Origin of the sequence: Synechococcus sp. WH 8109, assembly GCF_000161795.2 — a bacterium.
GTDB lineage: Bacteria > Cyanobacteriota > Cyanobacteriia > PCC-6307 > Cyanobiaceae > Parasynechococcus.
This window is the reverse complement of record NZ_CP006882.1, coordinates 846,673-860,666: the sequence shown is the minus strand read 5'-3', so window position 1 is coordinate 860,666 and position 13,994 is coordinate 846,673. Positions and strand designations below refer to the sequence as shown.

General features: G+C 56.4%; 22 protein-coding genes. 9 read left to right on the top strand and 13 right to left on the bottom strand.

From position 1 onward, the window contains the following. The first annotated feature begins 123 nt into the window (after positions 1 to 123). Both Syncc8109_RS04620 and Syncc8109_RS04615 read left to right on the top strand, forming a co-directional pair. Positions 124 to 333, top strand: a complete 210-nt coding sequence (locus tag Syncc8109_RS04620; RefSeq protein ID WP_006850979.1) for a DUF1651 domain-containing protein — start codon at positions 124 to 126, stop codon at positions 331 to 333. Between the two features lie 124 nt (positions 334 to 457). After that, positions 458 to 913 carry a lipocalin-like domain-containing protein gene (locus Syncc8109_RS04615; protein WP_006851580.1) on the top strand — a complete coding sequence of 152 codons (456 nt, stop codon included), beginning with the start codon at positions 458 to 460 and terminating at the stop codon, positions 911 to 913. An 18-nt stretch (positions 914 to 931) separates the two neighbouring features. Here Syncc8109_RS04615 and Syncc8109_RS04610 read toward each other — a convergent pair whose 3' ends face one another. Further along, entirely contained in the window at positions 932 to 1,189 is a 258-nt protein-coding gene (locus Syncc8109_RS04610; protein WP_232202469.1) for a hypothetical protein, read from the bottom strand. 82 nt (positions 1,190 to 1,271) lie between these two features. Here Syncc8109_RS04610 and Syncc8109_RS04605 point away from each other — a divergent pair, with 82 nt between their 5' ends. After that, the gene (locus tag Syncc8109_RS04605; protein ID WP_006851326.1) at positions 1,272 to 2,510 is read left to right on the top strand and encodes a cytochrome P450; all 1,239 of its coding nucleotides are present in this window, start codon (positions 1,272 to 1,274) and stop codon (positions 2,508 to 2,510) included. On the opposite strand, the gene Syncc8109_RS04600 is transcribed toward Syncc8109_RS04605, so the two are convergent. The 8 genes from Syncc8109_RS04600 to Syncc8109_RS04565 all read right to left on the bottom strand — a co-directional run bounded on the left by Syncc8109_RS04600 (position 2,492) and on the right by Syncc8109_RS04565 (position 6,438). Next, on the bottom strand, positions 2,492 to 2,752 hold the full coding sequence (locus tag Syncc8109_RS04600) for a hypothetical protein (protein WP_006850759.1): 261 nt from the start codon (positions 2,750 to 2,752) through the stop codon (positions 2,492 to 2,494). The two genes, Syncc8109_RS04605 and Syncc8109_RS04600, sit on opposite strands and share 19 nt — an antisense overlap. A 65-nt stretch (positions 2,753 to 2,817) precedes the next feature. Beyond that, positions 2,818 to 3,042, bottom strand: coding sequence for a hypothetical protein (locus Syncc8109_RS04595; RefSeq protein ID WP_006851914.1), 225 nt, complete (start codon positions 3,040 to 3,042; stop codon positions 2,818 to 2,820). Between the two features lie 12 nt (positions 3,043 to 3,054). After that, positions 3,055 to 3,663 (bottom strand): hypothetical protein, encoded by a 609-nt coding sequence (locus tag Syncc8109_RS04590; RefSeq protein ID WP_025362233.1) that lies wholly within the window; start codon positions 3,661 to 3,663, stop codon positions 3,055 to 3,057. Between the two features lie 71 nt (positions 3,664 to 3,734). After that, positions 3,735 to 3,974 carry a hypothetical protein gene (locus Syncc8109_RS11680; protein ID WP_071823055.1) on the bottom strand — a complete coding sequence of 80 codons (240 nt, stop codon included), beginning with the start codon at positions 3,972 to 3,974 and terminating at the stop codon, positions 3,735 to 3,737. Positions 3,975 to 4,136: 162 nt separating this feature from the next. Further along, complete coding sequence (locus tag Syncc8109_RS04580; protein WP_006850949.1) at positions 4,137 to 5,009, bottom strand: phycobilisome rod-core linker polypeptide; 873 nt, start codon at positions 5,007 to 5,009, stop codon at positions 4,137 to 4,139. Between the two features lie 199 nt (positions 5,010 to 5,208). Continuing rightward, positions 5,209 to 5,442, bottom strand: coding sequence for a hypothetical protein (locus tag Syncc8109_RS04575; RefSeq protein ID WP_025362231.1), 234 nt, complete (start codon positions 5,440 to 5,442; stop codon positions 5,209 to 5,211). Positions 5,443 to 5,724: 282 nt separating this feature from the next. Next, a complete protein-coding gene (locus tag Syncc8109_RS12845) occupies positions 5,725 to 6,042 on the bottom strand; it encodes a response regulator transcription factor (RefSeq protein ID WP_006849997.1) in 318 nt (105 codons plus the stop codon). A 210-nt stretch (positions 6,043 to 6,252) separates the two neighbouring features. Further along, positions 6,253 to 6,438, bottom strand: coding sequence for a hypothetical protein (locus tag Syncc8109_RS04565; RefSeq protein WP_025362230.1), 186 nt, complete (start codon positions 6,436 to 6,438; stop codon positions 6,253 to 6,255). Between the two features lie 197 nt (positions 6,439 to 6,635). Here Syncc8109_RS04565 and Syncc8109_RS04560 point away from each other — a divergent pair, with 197 nt between their 5' ends. The 3 genes from Syncc8109_RS04560 to Syncc8109_RS04550 all read left to right on the top strand — a co-directional run bounded on the left by Syncc8109_RS04560 (position 6,636) and on the right by Syncc8109_RS04550 (position 8,186). Further along, complete coding sequence (locus tag Syncc8109_RS04560; RefSeq protein WP_006849935.1) at positions 6,636 to 6,863, top strand: hypothetical protein; 228 nt, start codon at positions 6,636 to 6,638, stop codon at positions 6,861 to 6,863. Between the two features lie 873 nt (positions 6,864 to 7,736). Further along, positions 7,737 to 7,967 (top strand): hypothetical protein, encoded by a 231-nt coding sequence (locus Syncc8109_RS04555; protein ID WP_232202468.1) that lies wholly within the window; start codon positions 7,737 to 7,739, stop codon positions 7,965 to 7,967. Positions 7,968 to 7,994: 27 nt separating this feature from the next. Continuing rightward, a complete protein-coding gene (locus Syncc8109_RS04550; RefSeq protein WP_025362228.1) occupies positions 7,995 to 8,186 on the top strand; it encodes a hypothetical protein in 192 nt (63 codons plus the stop codon). 56 nt (positions 8,187 to 8,242) lie between these two features. Here the strand turns inward: Syncc8109_RS04550 and Syncc8109_RS04545 are convergent, their stop codons facing one another. The 3 genes from Syncc8109_RS04545 to Syncc8109_RS04535 are packed head-to-tail and all read right to left on the bottom strand — an operon-like array spanning position 8,243 to position 10,806. Continuing rightward, the gene (locus Syncc8109_RS04545; RefSeq protein ID WP_156915487.1) at positions 8,243 to 8,440 is read right to left on the bottom strand and encodes a hypothetical protein; all 198 of its coding nucleotides are present in this window, start codon (positions 8,438 to 8,440) and stop codon (positions 8,243 to 8,245) included. A gap of 35 nt (positions 8,441 to 8,475) precedes the next feature. After that, entirely contained in the window at positions 8,476 to 9,360 is an 885-nt protein-coding gene (locus Syncc8109_RS04540; protein ID WP_006849694.1) for an LOG family protein, read from the bottom strand. A gap of 57 nt (positions 9,361 to 9,417) precedes the next feature. Next, positions 9,418 to 10,806: a PhoH family protein gene (locus Syncc8109_RS04535; RefSeq protein ID WP_006850748.1), complete on the bottom strand. Its 1,389-nt coding sequence runs from the start codon at positions 10,804 to 10,806 to the stop codon at positions 9,418 to 9,420. 927 nt (positions 10,807 to 11,733) lie between these two features. Between Syncc8109_RS04535 and Syncc8109_RS04525 the strand changes: the two genes are divergently transcribed. The 3 genes from Syncc8109_RS04525 (at position 11,734) to Syncc8109_RS12195 (ending at position 13,380) form a co-directional block, all read left to right on the top strand. After that, complete coding sequence (locus Syncc8109_RS04525; RefSeq protein ID WP_025362227.1) at positions 11,734 to 12,045, top strand: hypothetical protein; 312 nt, start codon at positions 11,734 to 11,736, stop codon at positions 12,043 to 12,045. A gap of 628 nt (positions 12,046 to 12,673) precedes the next feature. Next, on the top strand, positions 12,674 to 12,934 hold the full coding sequence (locus Syncc8109_RS04520) for a hypothetical protein (protein WP_006850478.1): 261 nt from the start codon (positions 12,674 to 12,676) through the stop codon (positions 12,932 to 12,934). A gap of 272 nt (positions 12,935 to 13,206) precedes the next feature. Then, positions 13,207 to 13,380 (top strand): hypothetical protein, encoded by a 174-nt coding sequence (locus Syncc8109_RS12195; RefSeq protein WP_156915486.1) that lies wholly within the window; start codon positions 13,207 to 13,209, stop codon positions 13,378 to 13,380. Between the two features lie 14 nt (positions 13,381 to 13,394). Here the strand turns inward: Syncc8109_RS12195 and Syncc8109_RS04515 are convergent, their stop codons facing one another. Continuing rightward, positions 13,395 to 13,583 (bottom strand): hypothetical protein, encoded by a 189-nt coding sequence (locus Syncc8109_RS04515; protein ID WP_025362226.1) that lies wholly within the window; start codon positions 13,581 to 13,583, stop codon positions 13,395 to 13,397. Positions 13,584 to 13,994: the final 411 nt, after the last annotated feature.

The window sequence follows — 13,994 nt, the reverse complement described above, 5'->3', positions numbered from 1 at the left end:
AAACAAAAAATCAGCATGTATCGGTGGTTTGACACAGCCCTCATCATCAAAGCGTTGGGCTTGACAATGGGTTGAAATGACCAATCCCCAGCACAACCTCACCAGGTTGGAGGGGGATGGTTGGTGAACACAACCCAAAAGCGGGTGGTGCATTTCAAGCCTGAACTGAACTCAAAAACCATGACCTGGGTCTCGATCAGGACGTATCACTACAACCCGCCCCGACCACCGGAACCCTTCATCCATCACCGCGTTCCGCATCAGAACGCGATCGACACCTGGAGCGTGATGTTGAAACGGGGCTGGCGGCCCTGCAACGCTCCGATCCGCTGATCACTTTCGTTGTTGTTGCTACTGGTTCGGCAATCAATGGCATTAATTGCGCAGCAATACCTCGCTTCAGGCCGTCAAAGCCAGATCACGATCGATAGGTTGCCGCTCAGGAACAGATCCAGTTGTGAGCGTCAGTTCGGTTCAGCCCGCCCAAGCCATCAGTTCCACCAACGTGCATGGCGCGTGGCAATTGTTGAGCTACGACGTTGAGGAACAAGCCAACGGCAACACCTTCGCACCGATGGGGGACAACCCCAGCGGCTATGTGATCTTCACGGCGGAGGGGCGTCTCTCCTTCATGCTCTCGGCAGAGGGTCGCCAACCGGGCAGCAACGCCGAGGAGCGATCGGCCTTGCTGAGCAGCATGATCGCCTACACCGGCATCTACCGGCTCGAGGGTGACCGCTGGATCACCCAGGTGGATGTGGCTTGGAACCCGGAATGGGTGGGCACGGAACAGACCCGCTTTTTCGCGATCGACGGCGACGTTCTCACGGTTCACACCCCCTGGCGGGTGATGCCCAACTGGCCTGAGAAAGGCCTCACCCGCAGCATTGTTCGTTTTAAGCGCTGCCGCTGAGCTGGTTCAGGTGAAGGCTCAGGCGTCGGTCTCGCTCTTCTGACCACCACAGGCGTGGCGGGGTTGGTAACCCTGCTGCTCAGCCAGGTAGCGGAGATAAACGATCTGATGACGATCCGGCATGCCCACGGCGGCGATCAGACCCAACGGACCGAAGAGAAACCCCGCAACAGCCCAGCGGTTGCTGTTGCGCGCCTTCTGGGCGGCAACGGTTTTCGAAAGGCCAGCGCTGATCAGATGAGCGATCAGCACAAACACCAGAGAATTGAGTTCCACGGAGAAGGCGCAGCACACCATTTGGGATAGCCAGCGCCTGCAGCACTGTCAGCCCTAGAACGGCAGCTCACGCCGAGCCGCGATGGCCACCCCCACCCTGCCCAGCACGGGCGCCGTGAGCGGACTGGGGGAAACCCTGGCCTTCTTCACCCAGGCGGATTTCGCCCAGCGGCGCTTTGAGACCCACGGCGATGTGTTCGAAACCAAGCTGCTGGCCCAGCGCATGGTGTTCATCCGCGGCGAACGGGCCATCGGCGACCTGCTGGGGCAGGGGGATGCCTTGCAGGTCTGGTGGCCCGAAAGCGTGCGGCAACTGCTGGGCAGCCAATCACTGGCCAACCGCAGTGGGCCGGGGCACAAAGCCCGCCGCCGGGTGGTGGGGCAACTGTTCTCGAGCGCAGCACTGGCGCGCTACACCCCGTCGATCGAGCAGTTGGTGGTCGAGCTCTGCCAGGAGCTGATCACAACCAACACACCGCTGCCGCTGGCGGCACGGATGCGCCGCTTCGCCTTTGCGGTGATCGCCACCACGGTGCTGGGGCTGGATGGCGCTAGCCGTGATTCCCTATTCGCCGACTTCGAGATCTGGACCCGGGCCCTGTTCTCGATTCCCCTGGCGATTCCCGGCACCCCCTTCGCCAAAGCAATGGCGGCACGCCAACGGCTGCTGAAGCGGATCAAGGGCGTTCTCCAGGCGGGGACCAACCAAGGAGGGCTTGATCTGCTGAGCGGCGGCTTAGATGAAGCCGGCATTCCACTGGACGATGACGACCTGGCCGAACAGCTGCTGCTGTTGCTGTTCGCCGGCTACGAGACAACGGCCTCATCGCTGAGCTGCCTGTTCCGAGCGCTGCTGCTCAACCCGGAGGTGGAGCGCTGGTTGCGCGATGGGTTGGCAAGCGAGGCGGCATCACCGCGGTTGGACGCGACAGTGCTGGAGGTAATGCGGCTGACGCCTCCAGTAGGAGGCTTCTTCCGGCGCAGCCTGGCGCCGATCGAACTGGCGGGTCTGACTATTCCAGAAGGCAGCGTGATTCAGGTGGTGCTGAGCCCGACGTCGGCCAGCGATGACGACGATTTGGCGGCATTCCGGCCGCAACGCCACCTGGATGGCTCGTTCGAGCAGACGCTGCTGCCCTTCGGCGGCGGCGAACGGGTCTGCCTGGGCAAGGCCTTGGCGGAACTGGAGATCCACCTGATGGCGGCGGGGCTGCTGCTGGCAGTGGAGCTGCAGCTGCAACCGGATCAGGATCTGGCATTGCAGCTGATCCCCAGCCCCACACCCAAGGACGGTCTGCTGGTTCAGGCCAGCGCGCGGTGACTGTGACGGCGACGGCCGAGGGGTTCGATCCAGTCCACCAACACCTCCTGGTGGCGCAGCATCGGCTTCGGCAAGCGGCAGCCGAGATTGATCTGGCCTTGGTCCATCAGGCGGCCAAGGCGGATGGCAGCGGCCTCCTCCGGCCGATCAAAGCTGGTCTGGTGGGAGGCCAGCCAGTTCACCTCGTGCTCGGTGATCACCCCGGTGGAGAGGCTCTCCAGAAAGATTTCTCCAACGGTCATGAGCAACGTGTAACGAATTCGTTACATCCTGGCGCGGCCGGCCATCAGCTGCGATTTAGGACCGCTCAGGCCAGCCACTGATCAGCATCCATCACTTTCTTAATCAACAGGCCGAGGCGCTTGAACTCTGCGAAATTCACATCCTTCACCGCCTGATCCAGACCGCAATCCACCCAAGTGCCGTCGCGCTTCTCCTCAATGGTGAAGTCCTGCTCAAGGCTGTCGCGGCGGATCCGGTAGGTGATGCCGTCCCCGTGGAGGTAGTCGGCGGAAACCAGCTGCAGAGCCATCGATCGCTAGCGTCAATCCAGCGATGGTGGAGTGAAGGTGTCGGCCACCGCAACAATCCAACGGGCTGCCGCCGCCGCCACCTGCTCCTTGGTGACGTTGAACTCCAGATCATGCCCTTGCTCGAGCAGGTCGGGAATGATCGTCTGCCAGGCCATGCCGGCGGCGCTGGCGTTGAGATCACCGATCAGCACGAAGGCCTTGGCCGCGCCGGTGACGGCATCGGTGTACTCGGGATTGGCACTCACCTTGCTGCGGTACCAATCGCCAACCAGATCCCGCTGGGCCTTGCTCAGAAACGGCGGAGCGCCAACGAGGTAGGCATCAAGCACGAGCATTGGACTGGGCACGCACTTGCGCGGGTGTTTGAGCTCAAACCAGGCCTGGCCGATGGAGGCGGCATCGGGCCAGTGGCAGAGGATCGCAGCGTCCTGACTGTCGAGAGAGCGCTGAGTGGCCAGCTGATCAATGCGTTCCAGCAGGACGGAACCGGCGAGGGGCGATTGAATGCGGGCGTGCTCGGCGCGGGCTTCGTTGATCGCCTCGGCCACGGCCGCCTCGTTCTCGTTGAGCTGCTCAAGGGCCCGCTTGAGGTTGGCGTCGGCGTCGGCGGGGCTGGCCACAAAGCAACAAGCGGGGGTAAACCCCAAGATGTCATTGCCGTCGCCAAGACGCAGCCAAAGCAACGAGCACGCTATTGATAATTTTCTACCTGAAGGTTGTAAGCCGACACCAGCAGATTTTTATCCAGACAGATCTCGGCTGGAAATTTTGGCGACGCCGATTTGATCAGCCGCAAGTGAACATCAATCGGCTTGTATCCCGCTCTAAGACAGCTCTCAAAGAATTTGGAGACAGCAACTTCGAGGATTTCAGCACCAAAGAGAGGCGTCACTTTACCGCTTTCGTGCACCAATAGCCCGAAGTAATGCATCGACTAAATTAAAACGTCGAAACTTTACAAAAGCAAGAGTCATTTGCAATAAGCATAAATACTTACGCAAATGCCGTGCCAAAAATGAGGCTCTCGCAAAAAAGCAGGAGGGTTGCCCCTCCTGCCCTTACAACTCAACTCGTCAATGCAGGCAGCAATGAATCAGAAGCGGCCGTAGTTGAACTTGCCGCCATACATGCGGCGGTAAGCAGCGTTGCGGGGGTTGCTTACGGCGTTCGTGTAGGAGAAACCACCACGATCGCTGTCGTCTGAATAGACAGGAGCAGCAGCGAAGGAACCGAGATCCCTGGTGAAACGCTTCACCAGGGAAGGGCCGGTGTACATGGCGTTTTCAGAGCTGGCATTGGCCGGAGTGATTTCAGCCATACCAACAAAGGTGGAGCAGGAAGCACGTGCTTCCGACTTGAAACCACGCAGATAGGGAACCGTGTCGGTTCCGAAGGTTTCCAGGTACTCCTCCGAACGAACCAGGCTGTCAACGAAAGCGTCGAAACCCTCTTCAGCGATCAGCTGAATGCCAGCACTCACTTCCTTCTGATTGATCGGAGGGCGCCCCAGCAGGTGCTTGGTGGTGAGCTCGATACCGCGCATGGGAGACACGGCGTGGAAAAACTTCTGCTTGTACAGCTCAGATTTCACCAGGCCTGCCATGAAGCCCTGCACGTTTATGCGGCCGTCACAGAGGAAAGCCTCCAATGAGACGAGACGCTGGTTGTCGGAAATACCGATGTTTCCAAACACCTGCTTGTACCCAGCGGTGATGGCAGCTTCCAGAGCCTGGCTGCCCGTTGAGGCATAGGAGTGGTTGATCGCCGAGAAGGGGCACTCCTCGTGGATCCGGGGGCCCATACCAATGCCCATAGCGGCGCACTGGTTTTGCTTGTACTCAGCAGGTGTAGATGCCGCCTTGCCTTTGTTGGAGCTGGCACTTTTGGCTGCATCCACGGAGTTCGCAAATGCGAATGACACCCGCTGTTCGTGGGTGAAATCCCGCTTGTACTTCAGGGCTGGCATCCGAGAAAACAGTGAAATCAGACCAAAGATATGGCGATCGCTTCATCTATGGAGATGAACTTAGTAATAGTTAAAAGCTGCGTTGCAGCAGCAATAGGCATTGATTGCTTCAGGCCAAAACGAAAGCCTGATCTCGGTCAGAACGCAGGCTCACCCAAGGGTGTTGGCCACAACCCTTGGGAAGGGTTGGTTTTGAATCTCAGCCGCCATTGCAATAGCGAACGGCTTCAGCATGAGAGCGGCCCTCAGCCACAACAGTTTCATCGCAGCCGTTGAACAGGCGGCCCTCCTGCTTCACGGCGCACAAGCCAGAGGCGATGGCCGCCAACGACACGGCAGACACCACGTTGGCGGAGATCTGAACCAGGCAAAAGGAGTGCATAGCCCTCTTTTTGCCGCCGCAGGACTGCTGGTTGGTGGTTTCCTCGGACATCACAAAAAAGCAACGGCGAAACCCCATGGATCAAGCGTTGGCAACCGAAGCGAGATCACGACCGTCATCACCGAACTGGATTACCCCGCAGGAATCAGCCGAGGGGATCGACCAGGCCGTAGAGCAACGCCATCACCGCCAATAGGGTGCGATCCGCGGCACCTACTTGTCTTCGCCGTTTCCACCGAGATGCCGAGGCTGTTGCCGATGCCCTGGTTGGTGAGGCCGCGGGCCACCACCGACCAGGCACCACCTCCAGTTCCCGCTCAGTGAGCTCTTCAATCAACGGCGGCAGGTCGAGTTCGGAGCCTGAGCCGCACCGAGCTGGCGAATCTCCTCAGGGAGATACACGCCACCTTCAGACAGGGTTTGGAAGGCTTGAACGAAATCACCCTTGCCGGTGCCGAGGCTTGATTTGAAGATCACCGCATCGGTGTAGGCCTGCATCGCCTCCTGCACCACGGCCTGGGTTTCGCGTACCAGCACGATCAACAGCTGACAGGTGGGCAGCTCCGCCTGCACCCAACGCAGCAGGTTCATGCCGTAACCAGTCTCCAGATCCGAGCTGCAGATCAGCAGGCTCGGCTTGTGGCGCAGCACCAGCTAAAAGGCTTCCTCTTAGGTGTTGCTGCGCCGACCACGGTACGGCGGATCGGCTTCGCCGAGCAAAGGCAAGTGAGGGTGAGGCGATCACCGCAACAGGCCATCACACCCTGGGTCTTGCAAAACTACGCCGTCGCTTCGATGGCTTCATGCAAGACGCGCGACTAGAGCCGCAGCTCCATACCAAGCAGTTCGGATGCACTTCCTCTAGCGGCGTTTGGATGGCTCAGCTGCAGAGCCATCACGCCCCCCATCCCGACGTACAACGCCACGGATGCAGAGGGAATAGCGCTCACGTTCCAGGCGCCAGGCCTGGACGGCATCGACCACCTGCACCGTTTCGGTCTGCAGCTCGCCCTTGCGCTGATGAATCAGGTCATACAGAGAGGACATCACAACCGGCGGCGCGCTCTTTTACTCAGCAACAAGGAAATGCATTCCACATCCCTCAGTTAGGGGAGCCATGTGGGTAGTTATGTCCCTCAACTGGGGGATGCAAAGCAATCGCCTAGGCGCCAAGCCACCTTCGTGTCAATTGGCACAACAGCATTAATAAGGAGCCAGCAAATTGATGCTGTTGCTTCAAATCTGTGGCCAGCCGGCTGCGTCGATCCCTGCTTCAACTCGGTGACCGTGTTGGCCGCCGCGTGCCGCGCTGGCCAGAGGGGTCCTGGCCAGATGCCATGCAACGAAGTCCCCTCCGGGTTCGCAGCACCGCCAAGGATGTGATCAAAAGCACCGCCCAGGCAGCGGTGGGGCTGGGGCGCCGCGCGGCACGCCTGGGGATGGAATCAATCAAACGCGCCAGCAACCGATGAACAGCGGCTTGCTTGTGTTATCTGTTCTACTTTTTGTAGCCGGAGTCACCTTGATCAGTCTGGGCTGATTAAGCAAAAACACTTAACATGATCAAACGGATCGATCGGCAACCAAATTCAAAAAAAACGACAGCGGTTGATACAGCTTGTCGCTGGAATTCACCTGATTATTGATTCATCAAATTCCAAAGCCAATGGAATTCCTAGTTGCCAGCTGCTTCATCTTCCCGCTCTCAGCCCTATGGATTCAATCCCGAGAAGACGACAATAATGAAGACGAGATGGACTTTCTCTGAATCAAGTTCTGGAGGACGGCAAGACTGAGGCCTTCAACTCATGGGCCGGAAAATCCACAGCCAGCATGGTGAATGAGAGCCATACCTATAAGCGCAAGTGATATGGCATGATTTTGCCAAGTCAACAACTATATTCCTATTTAATTCTAGGCGTCCTTCCCAGAAGAAATGTATCAGCTCCAAGCCGATGCTTGTTTTCTAACGTCTTAAGCGCTTCCGATCCAAGTGATGAAATGAAGATGGGATGTATTTTCTCCAAATTAAGCCCTGGAGGACGGCAAGGCTGAAGCCTTCAACTCATGGGCAAGAAGATCCGTGGCCAACATGGTGAGAGCAACACCCATCAGAGCAAGAGCTACGCCCTGATTTTTGTCTGACACAACAGCTACACTTCTAGACAATTCCAAATGTTTTTCCAAGGAGAAATGCATCAGCTCCAGCCCTATACATGCTTTCTAAGGCCATAAGCCTTTGCGATCCGAGTGATCAGAGGCATTCAGAAATGTTCTGTAATGACAGCAATGCATTGAGATGAGCATTCTTTCCTTAAATCGGTTGCAAGTACTACGTTTTTGATTTGCAGCAACAAAAGTTCTCGGGTACGTTCCGCTCACAAAGCCACAAGCCAATGGAACCAATCGCGTTGACTCTGGGCCAGAAATTTGAAGTCGAAAAATTCTCACGCGAGATCGACAACTCGGATGACCTTGCAGCCCTACGCAGCATTGCCAAAGAGCTGTTAGTGGCATGGAAGCAACAGCAAGCTGCGTCGGCCTGGATTGTGCGCCAGCAGTCCCAGGGCCTCTGAAATCAGCTCCTCTCGCTCTTAGCGCCAATGGAAGGCAACCAAATGATCACCACCATTACGTTGGAGAGAGATGTTCTGCGTCTTCTACACCGCGTCGTAGCTGAAGCTCACGACAACTGGCCCGGCGGTGACGCCAACGAACAGGCCTGCCTGTTGAACATGAAGACCCAGCTCTATGCGGCCTTGATGGACCACCTGCTCGAATCGGGTTCCATCTAAGCCTTTGTTCAGCAGGAAATCAGTACTTTTCCCTTACCCAGTAGAAAAACTCATGTCTAGGTAGGAGCAGCGGCAACAGACTTGATCCGGCCGTGGAGTTCCTCATGCAAACTGATCGCTCCCGCCTCCGCGAACTGGAGATTCGTGTCGCCAACCCGCAGCACTGGAGTTCCGGCGAACACCAAATCAATGTTGAAAGCCTCCGACAGCTGCGGTTTCAAATTGATGATCAGCTCAAGAAACTGCGCCGGCACAATCAACCCTCACCTTGATCGGGCAGCTTGCCTGTTCAGCTCGCCTCAGTCTCAGCCCGCGTTCGGTTGCGGATGAAGTCCCATGCCTCTTCCGCTGAATCCGAGAAATGAATCAGATCAAGGTCGTCATCTGAAATCAAGCCCATCTCAGCGAGGTAATTAAAGTCCACTAGCCTCCTCCAGAACTCTGTTCCGAACAGAACAATGGGCATGCTGCCTTTGGTGCCGACTTGCCGCAGGGTGAGCAGCTCAAACAGTTCATCGAGCGTGCCAAAGCCGCCCGGGAAAAGAATGGCTCCAATCGAGCGCATCACAAAATGGAATTTACGCAGTGAGAAGTAGTTGAACTTGAAGCAGAGATCAGGGGTAATGAAGTGATTGGGATGTTGTTCAAACGGAAGGGTGATATTCAGCCCAATGGAACGGCAGCCGGCCTCAAATGCACCTCTATTGGCGGCTTCCATGATTCCCGGTCCGCCACCGGTCACGATCACATGGGATGCGCATCCATGGCTTTGCCCTTTATCCGCCTGACCATGCTGGGAGGCCAATGCGGCAAATTCTCGAGCTGCATCGTAAAAATGGGACAAGTCCACGAGCTGTTTGGCGTGGACAACTTGTCTCTTCAAAGACGATGAGCCTGGAGTTGCGCTGAGCCGTTGCTCTGCTTGCGCCAGCTTCGCGGCAGCAGTGTCTTTATCTACGATCCTGGCGCCTCCAAAAACAATGATCGTCGATTCGATCCCGGCTGTTTCCAGTTGCAGATCCGGCTTGGTGATTTCAAGCAGCATGCGCACACCGCGCATGGCATTGCTGTTCAGCAAGTCGGGATCTTCATGGCCAATTCTGTAGGTGGGGGACTTCAGGATCGCATCCAGATTGGTTTGCTCAGGGCTTGAAGTGCCTTGAAATTGAGTCATCGGTTCAACAGTCGTGGGTGTTAGCGATGTCGTCGGTATCGGCGATGTCGACTTGCATCAGAGGATGTTGGCGGCCAGTTCAGCCAGTTCACTGCGCTCTCCTTTGGTGAGGGTCATGTGTCCCACCAGGGGCTGGCCTTTGAGCTTTTCCACCAGCCAGGTGAGCCCGTTGCTTTCGGCATCCACATAGGGATTGTCGATTTGATATGGATCACCGGTGAAGACAACTTTGGTTCCTTCACCCACCCGCGTCACGATCGTCTTCACTTCCAGGGGCGTCAGGTTCTGCGCCTCATCCACCACCAGGAACTGATTGGGAATCGATCGGCCGCGGATGGTGTTGATGGCTTCAACCTCAAGCAAGCCCATGCCTTGCAGGTCGGCCCAAGCGTTGCGTGGTTCGCGGTGCCGCTGTTTCTTCGTCTGCTCAGCCTCCTCGCCGGGAGACGAACCGGTGATGAAATCGATGTTGTCGATGATCGGCTTCATCCAGGGGCCGAGTTTCTCCTCCAGCGTGCCGGGCAGGTAGCCGATGTCTTTGCCAAGGGAGATCGGTGGGCGCGTCACCAACAAGCGGGCATAGTGATGGGTGTCGGCCACCTGGTGCAAACCCGCGGCGATGGCCAGCAGCGTTTTGCCTGTGCCGGCCTTGCCCACCAGAGTCACCAGAGCAACGGAGGGATCGAGCAGCAGATCCAGCGCAAAGCTTTGCTCGCGATTTCTGGCTTTGATGCGTCCCAAATGGGCGCGATGGAGCCAGTGCAACGGCTTGATGATGTTGGTGTTGCCTTGATGCCGAGCAAGCAGGGTGTGGCTGTCGTTGTGCTGATCCACCAGCACCACCCCTTCATTGGCCTGAAGATGCTGCACCTCGGGATCGGCGACAGCTTCCAAAGGGAGTTGATCCTCGCCATGCAGGGTCTGAATTGTCTCCGCATCGGTACTGAGTTCACGAAACCCTGTGTATAGGTCGTCGATCGAGACGTTGTCGTTGACGTAGTCCTCGGCCTGCAGGCCCACCGCATCAGCCTTGATTCGCAGGTTGATGTCTTTGCTGATCAGCAGGACCTCGGGCGCCTGTTTCAGGCCACTGCAACGCATCTGCTCGAGGGCCACCGCAAGGATGTTGTTGTCACCACCGCCCCCCTGCAACTCTGCCGGTAGGTCATGGAGGGCTTGGGCCTGACAGAACACCACCTGCAGCATGCCGTGGTTCGTTCCCTCAATCGGTACGCCATCGGCAAGGCTTCCGCGAGCTCGGTAGGAATCCAAGAGCCTTGAAATACGCCGAGCATTTCGGCCTTTTTCGGAATGATCTTTCTTGAAGCGATCGATTTCTTCAACCACTTGCATGGGGATCACAACCCTTAGATCACCAAAGCGGTGCGGCGCCTCAGGATCGTGTAGCAGCACATTCGTATCGATAACAACAATTTTTTCTTTCATTGAATCTCACCATTGATGGATCAATTGGCTCTAAAAAGGCCAACAAGGTCGTGACCTGCAAAATCACCAAAGCAGAATCTCTTCTCCCTGCAGGTAAGACGCAGGGAGAAAGCAGATTGCAAGAACAAAACCAAGCAGGTTAGCCAGGGGTTGTTTCTTGAACCAAAGAGAATCGATTGAATTGCCTTGATGACATCAACTGAGACGTGTTGGGCTCAGTCTTCGTAGATCTTGCAGCCAGGCGCAGTGGGGGACGTGCCGCAACGTTCTTCCCAATACAGATCGTGCTGAAATTTCATCGCTTGCTTGAGTTGATCAGCCTGGGCTGGCTGAGTCTTGTCAAATGCATTGAGGGGAATGCATAGATCGAAAAAACCTGAACAGATCGTGACCATCTCTCTCCTTGTCGCTGAATTATCTCTACTCCTCTCCCGTCCAGAATCAATAGGTACTTAACCCATTCCTTTACATAAAGAGAAACCGCTCTTCCCAGGAGAAGAACGGTTAACGGGATGCGCAGATATATGAACTCACCCGCACTCTGACCACTTGATCCATGGTTGATCAGGCAGCCTTGCGGTTACCTGTATCTTCCTCCTCAGAGCGGATGAACCGCTTGCGTTGAGCAGATTCGTTGCCGGATAGATTGTTCGCCTTAGAAGGCTCAACGGGTTTTCGTTCGGGTTTGTCCATGCCCATTAAGAGGGGATGGATACCTCTCCTGCTCATTGAGTTTCCTCTTATTCAGATCTCGCGTCGTGGTCTCACGGCCCTTTCGCGTGGCTCAACTATCGCGCAGATCAGTTGCAGGCGCGCCCCGCAATACTTAAGAGAATCTGACGAGTGACCCAACATCGCCGGCCTGGCAAGGATTGAGGCAGCAGAGTGGGAATACGAATCGAACGCAATGCACTGCGCGGTGCTCCGATGATTTGGATTCGAACCAGCCTCGCTGCAGCAGGCCTCGCCGTCACCACCGCCATTCCGGCAAGCGCTGAGATCGTTGCTTCAACGTGCCGACTGCTCAGCTACGACGGCCCTATCACCACCGTGGAGACCTTCCGCTGTGACTTCATGCAGCAGAGCGGCAACATTTTGGTGAATAGCGCTGAACATGAGTTCAGCTTTCTGGCTGCCGAGCAGGGGGAGACCTACATCCGCATCAACTCCATCCCGATGAGTTTCACCCGCACGGGTGAATACACTCTGGAGGTGACGCAATCGCCCTGGCTGCGATGAGCAGGAGCTGAACGGCTAACCAACCAGCCGGTCATCGGAATTCAAAAGAGCCTTTCCTTTCGCAACCCTCACCACTTCGCCTGAGAGTCCAGGGCTTTGATAGATAACGCGATACACGTTCGTGAAAGCAAGCGATTTGGCTCGTGCATTTACGAATGCCTTGAACTCAGTCTTGAAGCACTGTTCTTGGACCCATGAGTCGGGCCCATCGCTTCGCTCAACGCAGTACATCGTTTGGAGCACAGAGGACACGCAGCCTGATGAGGCAGCGGCCGCTTGCCCTCGATCGACATGCCAGCTTCGGGATCACGTCTTCAGTTGATGACGAGAAGCCTGGCGTAAACACTCTTCAAAGTTGCTCTTTCGCCTTGAACGTCGATCACATTTGGATGCACACGACGGAATCACACCGCGTCGAGCGGTGAGGGAATGCGATTCCGCCACCGGTGTGCCCTCGAACGCACAGCACGGGAACTCGGTTGTATCCCCGATCGACCGGTTGAAATCGAGTCACTGAATACCAAAGCCCGTTATTGCTTGAGCCTTCAGGGCGTGATCCGCAATACAGTCGACACTTCCAACCCTGAGACCAATTCATGTAAAGTTTAGCTAAGCAACCTCCGGGCAGATGTTCAAAGCTTTGTTCTCCCTGGTGTTTGCAACAGTGATGTGGGTTCAGGTGCCTCAGTGGCAGCCGGACTGGTCGCAGTGCTCCGTTGATACGCCGGATGTGGACTGTCACTGGTACGTCACGGCACCAGACAACACCTTTGGTGAAGGCTTCAGCTGGGAGAACGCCCCCTGGTTCAGTGTTGAAGGGCTTCGGGATGTGGGTGATCTGAACAACACGATGACCACGATCCACAGCCAGGCCCTTTCGGGTAATTGACGCATCCAGCAAAGAGTCAGCCCTAACCTTTTTTTGTCGAGAGACTCCAGTGAACGACTATTCAGCAGCCATCACCTCTCTCATCGTGTTCACCGTGTTGATCACAGCTGCCGTCGTTTACGTGCTGGCTCAGCCGACCGACCTGCCCAGATACAAAGAAAACAAGGATCAATAGAGGTCACCACATTGGTGACAACTGACCGTGCCACGCATATCGCCTGCCACGTCTGTATCTAGCACTAGGGTCACCAGACCTCCGGCACACACCTGGCGTGAAAGGCCCGAAACTCCCTTTTGTAGGCGGCTCCTTGATCGTCGCGATCACGGCGGTTGTTGTTTTTATTGGCGCCGCCAACGCAGGTGACTGCCCTCGAAGCAAGTCAGACGAAGCCACCTCAGTTGAGGCCAATCAAAACGTAGATGACAAGGTTGACGTTGAAGCCTGATCGGCTCCAACACCTCAGCGAAGAGGGTCCACCTGAACTGGGGCGATGGTCTGGAGCGTGCTCAACGCCTTACCGATGGTTTGCCCAACAAAGATCCCACCGGTGAGCACCGCAGCGAAACAAGCCAACCCGAGGATGAGTCCAGCTGCAATGCGAGTGGATCTCGTGGTCTCAGCTTTGCGTTGCTCAGTGCTGGAAGCCATCTGAGTTGCTGCAACAAACGTGTTTTGGCTCAGGTCGTCCCTCGTTTCAACTGAGCATCGAATACTCCAGGGCTTTGCCGTTAGCGCTGCTCCCATGCGGTTCCCCTCTAGGGGAGTCGAGAAATGGTTTTAGGTTTGAAGCGATTTCTTGAGTTGACGCAGCCAAACTCCGAGTTCAGCTTGATACATATAAACGGTATCTAAATGAACCTACATCAACAACCATCACGCATCTGGGAGGTTTTCACTTGTGACCATTAACGTCGTGCGGCTTGAAAAAACTTGTGCCTCCAAGGACACCTCCTCTCTCAGGGCCCTTCCGTGTGACCAATCCCAAACCCAAAAGGTGGAGAACCGCCATCAAAGCCCGAGAGAATCAGCTGCTGACTCTTGCTAAAGAAGCTTTGCAAG